Raw genomic sequence first — 8,257 nt, forward strand, 5'->3', positions numbered from 1 at the left:
CCGGTCCGCGCCGTCGGCATTGACGGCGGCTACCTTCGGCTGGCCGGCCACCGGCGCCGGCAGGACGGCTGGTTTGAAGTGATCGTCGGGAAGTCCCTGCGGGACCAAGATGTCGGGCATAGTTTTGCCCTACGTGCACAAACTGGAGCACCGACCAGCCGATCGTATGTTGAATTTCCTGCTACGTGAAGGTGTGCAGCCTAGAGTCAACCGGTGACCTTTCTGTCGGATGGAGGCGATACCGTACGGTTTGCGCAGCTCGGCTTTGGTGACCGCGGTGAGTACGTTCTCGATTGGTTCCACGTCGCCATGCGGGTACAGAACCTCGAACAGATGATCAAGGGCCGCCCGGCACACAGCGACGGCCCGAGCAACGCCACATTGATCAAGGCGCTGCATGGCGCCAAGTGGCACCTGTGGCTCGGCTGCCCCTATCCAGCGTTGTGCCGATTGGAAAGCCTGGGCTGGGATCTGGAAGCTGAGGCCAGCCCCGAAGAGGTCAAACTCCTCGGCAAACTCGAGGAGTTCATCGTCTACCTGGACAACAACCGGCACTTCATCGTGAACTACGGTGACCGCTATCGGCATGGGGAGCCCATTGCATCAGGTTTTGTCGAGTCAGCCGTCAACCAGGTAATCAGCAAGCGGTTCGTCAAACGGCAGCAGATGGCCTGGCGGCCGCGGCACGCCCACGCACTGCTACAAGTCCGGACGGCCGTGCTCAATGACCAGCTCCGATCGCACGCTGAACGATGGTATCCCTCCATCGCCTGCGGAGAAGACCGCCGCCTCGCCGTTTTGTCAGCCCCCGCTTTGGCGCGCTCTCCACAGTGCGCAACACCATCATGGGGAGCACGCAGTGATCAGCGTGGGCGGCACGCCCTATGGCGCCGGACGGTCCGTTGGCCAGGGCGTGACCGCAGGCACCGCGCAAGGCCCTTCCACATCGGTGGTCTTGAAGTCGGCCGGCCCCACGATCTCCAGGTACTCCATGTCCGGCGAGTAATCGAACAGGTAGTGGACGATGCCTGGCCGCTGGTGCACGCAATCCCCGGCAGCCACCTTGGTCTCCTTGTCCTCGTACATGAAACGGGCCCAGCCCTTGAGCATCAGCACGATATGGAAGTCGGCCTCGTGACGATGCCAGCCGGTGCCATGCTCGGGCGGCTGGTTGGCCTTGACCAACTGCGCCAGCACCCGGCCGCCGGTGGCCTCGGCAATGCCGAGATCGCGGTAGAGGAAGAAATCTCGCAAACCCTGGTCGACAAAGGCGGTGTCCTGGGGACGGACGTGGGAAAACCGCGTTGGCTTGAACTCGGCCATGACAGGCTCCTTTCGCTTGGGTGAAGCCATGCGGGCGATGCAACATCCGCGCCATCGGCGCGCCGGGCCTCGTCTGGCCCTCCGTGTGGCGCGTGCAGCGCAGCTTCGCCAAGGCATTGCACTGTCAGCGTTTCCGCACGGACGTCCAGGGCAACGTTGTACCTGATTGTGGTGCGGCGCACTGCGGAACGACCCGCCTGCTCATTATCTGCCGACGCAATGCGAACCACCACCAATTCCCTCAGCCATGCCCGCCCTGCCGCCCATCGAGCGCCTCCAGGCCTCCCTGGACTTACCGCTCCTGAGAGGCCAATGAGCTACCTAGTCGATCCTCAGCCGGCGAACGTCGTCGTTGCCCCCGATTTTCCTAGTGTGCCCAGTCACCATCCGCGCTGGGACGGCGCTCGATGCCCTCGGCGATAGCATCCGCTTCACCGCAGTTGTTAGGCCGCTCGACGCGCACGCTGGTGATCTCCAGCACCAGGCGGCAGGCCCAGCGAGGCATGTGAATCGACGGGCAAGCCTTGGCGGTGGTGACAGCAGCGCGGCCTCTCGCGAGCAGCCGGACACGTTGTAGCTGGCGCCCGTGTCGCGGGTGCGTTCCACCCAGTAGTAGCCGGTCTCGGGCGTCGCTGGCACGTCATGCCGGAATATCCTTGGTTTGTCGTGGGTGCCGGCTAGCTTGCTGATGACGCCGCTTTCGCGCACCCACAGGCGGTCGCCTGGTTGGCCGTGCCGGCAGGTCAGGGTAGCGCCGGTGCGTGTGTGCCAGATCGCCGCCATTTCCGGCGCTGGTGTGCCGTCGGCGAAAGTCGATGTGCCGCCCCCTATTGTGGTTGGCTCCCAGGTGCCGAGCGTTTCCGGCAGCTTGATGATCCGCCGCGTCTGCGTCTTCCGGCCGTCCAGGATGGCGCGCACCATGGCGCCGCTGAAGAGGATAGGGCGTTCTTTGGTCATGCTAGGATTCCAGAAAATTGGAGCGTCAGATGGGTACGACAGACAGGCGGCACACCATCAATTGCGATCCGCAGCTGCTGGCTGATGGGGGGTACAGCTCCCGTCTGGTAGTAACCGAGCACCAAAGTGATGTGGCAATTGACCATATCATTGATCTCGGTGCACACATTTACAAGACTGCGCAAGAGGCATCGCAGGTAGCTGCATCTGCTGGGATGCGCTGGGTCGATGCGAAGATTGGTCCGATCTATCGACACGGAGATTTCGGGTATGAGGCCTCCGCTACGTCCGAAGGACCAGGTCAGTGGACTAGCGACGTGCGAATCTACGGCTCTAGTTCCCCGACGAACATCTTCGATCGGAGGACGATTCTTCTCGCTGCTCCTGGCGTTTCCAGTTCCGATGGCGACGCCATGGCTGCCGCGCGAGCCTATGCAACCCAACTGATTGACTCGGGCGCCGCGTTTACGTGGGTAGACGAGTAAGCTCACGCCGCCTCCATGATTGCGTTGATGATGTCGCGCGCGACCGGCGGGCATACCGCATTGCCCAGCATGTGCACAGCCGTCTTGTGCTGTGACCGCAGTTTGTACTCCCGCGGGAAGCCCATCGCCGCGCGGCACTCGTCGGCGCTCAGCATGCGTATGCGGTCGCCGTCCACCACGGCCCAGCGGTCCAAGGTAGTGATCGTGCCGATGGGGCGATCCAGGCTGCGTCCGGTGGTGCCAGAGCCGCTGCCGTAGTAGGGCATCACGAACCGCTACCCGTACCGGGCGCGGCCGGCTTCCACCCTGGCCAGCGTCTTGTCGCTCCGGCCGGGCTTGTTCACCGGGGACCACTTTGCTGCCGAGAAGTCGATGATCGACTCTGCGGCAACGTGCCGGCGCTGGGAAAGCTGTCGCATCAGAGGACGCTCGCTCCGGCTCGCCACAAGGAATAATCGCTGATGAATACCGTCGCACCCAAGACCCGTGGAGCGCGGTCAATACCAGCAGCCACTATCGAAAATGTGATCAAACGGGTGGTGCGCTCGAACTGCTCGACAGCGTAAAATGCGCACGAAGTTCAAGCCGGGGCCAGCCTGAGGGGGGCGTCTGAGGGCGAGGATTCGTCCAGCGCGCGATCTGTGGGTTTGATTAAAATTTAAGCAGAGAGGCCACCTTGTCCTCCCGCCGCGCGGATCTTCGTAGCAGCAATCCCCGGAACAAGCTTGACGTCTAATTCCGAACGACAGCGCGATGCTGGATCCTGCGCCTCCTCAAATCTATTCACCTGCATCATGTCGATCGAAATCGAGCGCGCGGAAGCGATCACCTGGATCCGCATCCAGATGGCCCAGCATGGGCTGAGCCTGTCCGACCTGCAGGCCGCCGGCTGCTTTGCCGAGCCGCCGCCGGCGCCATCGCTTGGGGCGGAGCGCTACCGCAACGCGCAGGGGCAGGGCTGGGACGGTCGGGGCGCCATGCCGGACTGGCTGCAGCGGGCGATCAACGCCGGGCAGAACGTGGAACATTTCCAGGTTGGGTAGTATTCTCGCGGCGATACCATCCCATGGGACGGCCTGGACCTTGCATTGCTCGCCAGCTGACCGACCCGGATAATGAGGGGGGAGACCGGCGCCGCCGGCCCGCAATCCGAAACGGAACCAACTGAATGCCGGACGCAACGCTCCCTTCCCCCGATTACACCGCTTGGCTCGCTGGGTTGAAAACTCGGGTCACGCCAGCGTGCGGTCCTCTCGGTCACCGGGAACTCGTGACGCTCTATTGGCAGATCGGACGTAACATCCTCGAGCGTCAGCACAGCAGGGATGCGCAGCCTGGGCGCTAGACCGGCCCGCACGCGATCTGCGGGCGACGTTTCCGGACATGAGGGATTTTCGCCGCGCAACTTCAAGTACATGCGCGCGCTTGCCGAGGCTTGGCCGAGCGGGGAATTTGTGCAGCAGGCTGCTGCACAATTGCCCTGGTTCCACTTTTGCACACTGCTGGACAAACTGTAGTCCAACGAACTGCGCGAATGATATGCCAGGGAGGCCGCCGAGCATGGCCGGTCGCGCAGCCACCGGAAAAATGCTGCACGTGCACAAAATCGATGGTCGGCAGTTTGCGCCACGAGCAGGACGGGCAGATTTGTCCTGGCTGCATCGATTCGAGGAAGCGGAATGGATTTAGGTCGGGCAGCACACAAAAGGTTCGGGCCCGGCCAAAGCAACATAGACCTTCTCCCGGGCATAAACTGGAAGGAGGCGGCGGCCGCAGTGTGTCCTGGCGCCCAGAGTTTCTGTTAGCCGCCGGGCAGACCCCCGAGCGTTGCGGGTGCCGGCTGCGCGGCGATAGCCACGCCACGCGGAAGCTGCCGTCTCAAATGCCATGAGTTACATTCGCGCACCGTTCACCGACGATCAGGTCCAGAAGCTCAACGAGAACCAGGTTGGCCTCGGCGGCCCGGTTCTGCGCGCCTTCACTTGCAGGAACAGCGCCGATCATCGCCACGGAGTCGAAGGTGGCGCCCTTGGCATCCTGATTGCCACCAAATACGGCTGGGTTTGCCCACACTGCAACTACAAAAGGGACTGGGCATTCGCAATCATGGCGACCCGGTTGACTCGCCCGCCGACCGCCATCCAATCCTTTGTCTATACGACGCCCTCAATCGAGAAGGCCAACATCCTCCTCGGTCAATATGAACGGCTTGCGGCAACCGAGCGCCCCGGCGCCGCCGTGATGGTCGCCTGCATCAAGAATCGCATCGAGGAAATGTCGCTCCCCGGATTCGGCGCTATCGAGCTCAGCGAGATCCCCACTGACGCGCTGGTGAGACGATCAGAAGGACGTAATTACCGGATCGTCTCGGGACAATCACATCTCCAAGCCGCCCTGCGCCTGACCGGCCGCGCGCTGGTGACGGATGCTGTCACCCATGAGCAGTTACACGTCCATGACATCGACGGCAAACTGTTTGCCATTTCGTCCGACGCCCAGGCAGTGCTGGACTCAGAAACACTTACGGCGATCGAACACGCCAAAGCCGACCCGCGCGCGAGACGCGCGTGACCTCGTTTCGCTGTACGCCACACTGCTCTCACATGGCACGGATCTCGATGCGAAGAGCGTTGCTGCGATGATTCGGGAATTGGATTCGGCGCATATCTCGAGCAAGTCTTCGGCGCTGCTAAGCAGGATCTGGCGCGAGACGATCGAGCGCATCTGCTCGGCGCGCTGGCGGCACAGCGCTGCCTTCAGCGCGCGCGCAGCTATCACTTCCGGGATAACCGGATCCGCCAGCGCAAGCAGGTCGATGACATGCAGCGCGAGCTGGGTATCGCCTTCTGCCTGCAGCCTGCGGGCCTCATCGAGCACGTGACCCGGGTTGTCCAGGGCGGACAGCACGGCGTTCGCCGTCTCGGCAGGCCGGGCCGGGTGCAGGTGGGTGGGATTGCGATCCCACCAGCCGTTCTCCATGCGCCAGATTTCCCGGACGATGTACTCGGGATCGCCATAGATCGGCCGCATCCATTTGTGACCAAACAGCGCCTCTGGGTACACCATGTCGTGCAGGATCTCGCGCTCGTTCATGCCGGCGTTCATGCGCGCTACCACCGCATCGCGCAAGTACCGCAGCGCGCGGATGGGCACTTGGAACGCGTCATGGATCTCCTGCGGATCGGTAATCGGGTCGCCAAACTCGGGGAGAACCTGTGTCGGGTTCAGTGCATAGAGGCGCTCCAGCGTGTTTGCCCAGCGCAGCGGGTCGCGGATGGTACGCAGCGGCGTGCCAACGTTGGGAATGCTGCGGATCATCGAGGCGCCGCCATAGAGGAAGCGCGACTCGGGGAGCCACACTGCCAGCGCGTCGTCCGTTTCGGACGGTGCGGCGATCAGCTCAATGCGGCGGTCGCCACCGTCGATCACCATGCGGCTGTCGAACGTCTGGTCCGGCATCGGGTAGCTGTCTGCCGATGCCGGACGCATGGTCTTGTGGAACTGGCGGCTGTTCAACCACGCCTGCAACTGCGCGGTCTCCGTATAGCGCCGGTAGCGCGCCGGCACGCCGGCCAGGGCGATCAGCGCGGGCCGGATCTCGCCGCGTTCCGCCGCGTGTTCCTGCCACAGCCTGGCACCCGCGTTGTAGCCGCTGTGGCCATGGCTGTAGACAATGGCCAGGACCGGCGCCGCGGACAACTCGCGCAAGCGCGTGATCATGGCACGCGTCACGCCACCGCCTGGGCCGGCGTCGACGATCACCACGCCGCGCGCCGTCTCGATGGCCAGGGAATTGCCCTGTCCGCCAAGCGTATGGACACCAGGGATCAGGTTCGTAAAGTACTCGCTGCGCACTAGCACGCCCAGGCCGGTATTCGGCTTGACGCGTTCTTCAATGGCTTGCGTGGTATTGGCTTGCATCTGGGTGACTCCGCGTTGTTGGAGGCGCGCTGGCGCGCCCCGGTCGATTGCCCGACTAGACCGAACTTTGGTTTCTCAAATAGCCGAAATCCGCATCAGCAGTGGATTTCGGCTATTTTTCAAGGCTATTATGTAGCCATGTAAATTAGTATTTAACAATTGTGTCTCGGTAGCTTTGTGCTTGAATACGTGTTCATGTATATCGAACACGTCCCCAACCGCAACTCGCCGCCCGCGATCCTGCTGCGCGAGTCCTATCGCGACGGCAACACGATCAAAAAACGCACCCTCGCCAACCTCTCGTCGCTGCCCGCCGAGGTCATCGAAGGCTTGAAGGTGCTGCTACGCGGTGGCGTCGCGGTGTCGTCCGCCGATGAGGCCTTCGTGATCGAGCGCAGCCTGCCACACGGACATGTGGCCGCCGTGCTCGGCGCGGCGCGCGCCTGCGGCGCCGAGCAGTGGTTGTCCTCAGCGCCGGCCGCGCTGCGCTCGGTGGTGATGGCACTGCTGGTGGCGCGGGTGGTGTCCCCCGCGTCCAAGCTCGCCACGCATCGCATGTTGCGCGACGAGACCGCAACCCACTCGCTGTCGCGACTGCTGAAGTTGGGCGACGTCGAACTCGAGCAGGTCTATGCCGCGCTCGACTGGCTGGGAGACGCTCAGGAAGGCATCGAGAAGCGGCTTGCCAGGCAGCATCTGAGCGGCAGTACGCTGGTGCTCTATGACCTCACTTCCACGTGGGTGACGGGACGCTGCTGCGAGCTTGCCGCCCACGGCTACAGCCGCGATGGCAAGCGCGACGATCCCCAGATCGTGTTCGGTCTGGTTTGCACGCCTGAGGGCTGTCCGGTGGCAGTCGAAGTCTTCGCTGGCAACACCGCCGATCCGGCAACCGTGGCCTCGCAGGTGGACAAGCTCAAGAATCGCTATGGCATCGAGAAGCTCGCGTGGGTGGGCGACCGGGGCATGCTCACGCAGGCGCGCATCGACTCGGTCTTGCGCCCGGCTGGCCTGGACTGGGTGAGCAGCCTGCGCGCGCCGCAGATGGCCGCGCTTGCTCACGAGAAGGGCCCCTTCCAGCCCTCGCTGTTCGATGAGCGCAACCTGCTGGAGGAGACCAGCGAGGCGTTCCCCGGCGAGCGGCTCATCGTGTGTCGCAATCCGCTACTGGCCGAGGAGCGCAGCCGCAAACGCGAGGCGCTGCTGCAGGCCACCGAAGCCGAGTTGATGAAGATTACCGACGCGACCACGCGTGCCCGCAACCGCCTCAAGGGCACCGAGGCGATTTCCCTGCGCGTAGGCCGCGTCATCGATCACTTCAGGATGTGCAAGCACTTCGAGCTGAGCATCACCGACTCGAGCTTCACGTGGGGGCGCAAGGCCGAACAGATTCAGCAGGAGGCTGCACTCGATGGCCTGTACGTGGTGCGTACGAGCCTGCCGGCAACGGACCTGTCAGCTGAGGCGGCCGTGACGGCCTACAAGGGGCTGGCAGTGGTGGAGCGGGCCTTCCGTTCGCTCAAGACGGTCGATCTGCAGGTGCGCCCCGTGTTCCATTGGAACGCCGCGCG

Annotated in this window: 10 protein-coding genes and 1 pseudogene; 6 read left to right on the top strand and 5 right to left on the bottom strand. The window is 63.4% G+C overall.

Annotated elements, in window-relative coordinates:
- Positions 1 to 3: 3 nt before the first annotated feature.
- A pseudogene (locus tag AC3WL8_RS36805) lies at positions 4 to 780 on the top strand (ISKra4 family transposase); the annotation flags it as partial.
- A gap of 102 nt (positions 781 to 882) precedes the next feature.
- On the opposite strand, the gene AC3WL8_RS36810 reads toward AC3WL8_RS36805, so the two are convergent.
- The gene (locus AC3WL8_RS36810; RefSeq protein WP_042876370.1) at positions 883 to 1,323 is read right to left on the bottom strand and encodes a cupin domain-containing protein; all 441 of its coding nucleotides are present in this window, start codon (positions 1,321 to 1,323) and stop codon (positions 883 to 885) included.
- A 321-nt stretch (positions 1,324 to 1,644) separates the two neighbouring features.
- Positions 1,645 to 2,280: a hypothetical protein gene (locus tag AC3WL8_RS36815; RefSeq protein ID WP_492379958.1), complete on the bottom strand. Its 636-nt coding sequence runs from the start codon at positions 2,278 to 2,280 to the stop codon at positions 1,645 to 1,647.
- A gap of 29 nt (positions 2,281 to 2,309) precedes the next feature.
- Here AC3WL8_RS36815 and AC3WL8_RS36820 point away from each other — a divergent pair, with 29 nt between their 5' ends.
- Entirely contained in the window at positions 2,310 to 2,765 is a 456-nt protein-coding gene (locus AC3WL8_RS36820) for a hypothetical protein (RefSeq protein ID WP_492379959.1), read from the top strand.
- 2 nt (positions 2,766 to 2,767) lie between these two features.
- On the opposite strand, the gene AC3WL8_RS36825 is transcribed toward AC3WL8_RS36820, so the two are convergent.
- Both AC3WL8_RS36825 and AC3WL8_RS36830 read right to left on the bottom strand, forming a co-directional pair.
- Positions 2,768 to 3,031, bottom strand: a complete 264-nt coding sequence (locus AC3WL8_RS36825; RefSeq protein WP_051974631.1) for a DNA cytosine methyltransferase — start codon at positions 3,029 to 3,031, stop codon at positions 2,768 to 2,770.
- 9 nt (positions 3,032 to 3,040) lie between these two features.
- Entirely contained in the window at positions 3,041 to 3,184 is a 144-nt protein-coding gene (locus AC3WL8_RS36830; protein ID WP_230625443.1) for a hypothetical protein, read from the bottom strand.
- Between the two features lie 375 nt (positions 3,185 to 3,559).
- Here AC3WL8_RS36830 and AC3WL8_RS36835 point away from each other — a divergent pair, with 375 nt between their 5' ends.
- The 3 genes from AC3WL8_RS36835 (at position 3,560) to AC3WL8_RS36845 (ending at position 5,336) form a co-directional block, all read left to right on the top strand.
- The gene (locus AC3WL8_RS36835; RefSeq protein ID WP_492379960.1) at positions 3,560 to 3,808 is read left to right on the top strand and encodes an H-NS histone family protein; all 249 of its coding nucleotides are present in this window, start codon (positions 3,560 to 3,562) and stop codon (positions 3,806 to 3,808) included.
- 372 nt (positions 3,809 to 4,180) lie between these two features.
- Complete coding sequence (locus AC3WL8_RS36840; protein WP_230625445.1) at positions 4,181 to 4,282, top strand: DUF1016 N-terminal domain-containing protein; 102 nt, start codon at positions 4,181 to 4,183, stop codon at positions 4,280 to 4,282.
- Between the two features lie 370 nt (positions 4,283 to 4,652).
- Complete coding sequence (locus tag AC3WL8_RS36845; protein WP_042876376.1) at positions 4,653 to 5,336, top strand: hypothetical protein; 684 nt, start codon at positions 4,653 to 4,655, stop codon at positions 5,334 to 5,336.
- Here AC3WL8_RS36845 and AC3WL8_RS36850 read toward each other — a convergent pair.
- Positions 5,277 to 6,686 (bottom strand): alkyl sulfatase dimerization domain-containing protein, encoded by a 1,410-nt coding sequence (locus AC3WL8_RS36850; RefSeq protein ID WP_492379961.1) that lies wholly within the window; start codon positions 6,684 to 6,686, stop codon positions 5,277 to 5,279. The genes AC3WL8_RS36845 and AC3WL8_RS36850 overlap by 60 nt on opposite strands.
- 195 nt (positions 6,687 to 6,881) lie before the next feature.
- On the opposite strand from AC3WL8_RS36850, the gene AC3WL8_RS36855 reads away from it, so the two are divergent.
- A partial coding sequence (locus AC3WL8_RS36855) for an IS1634 family transposase (protein ID WP_492379962.1) occupies positions 6,882 to 8,257 on the top strand: 1,376 nt, incomplete at its 3' end.

Source organism: Cupriavidus sp. FW305-F7 (assembly GCF_058782875.1).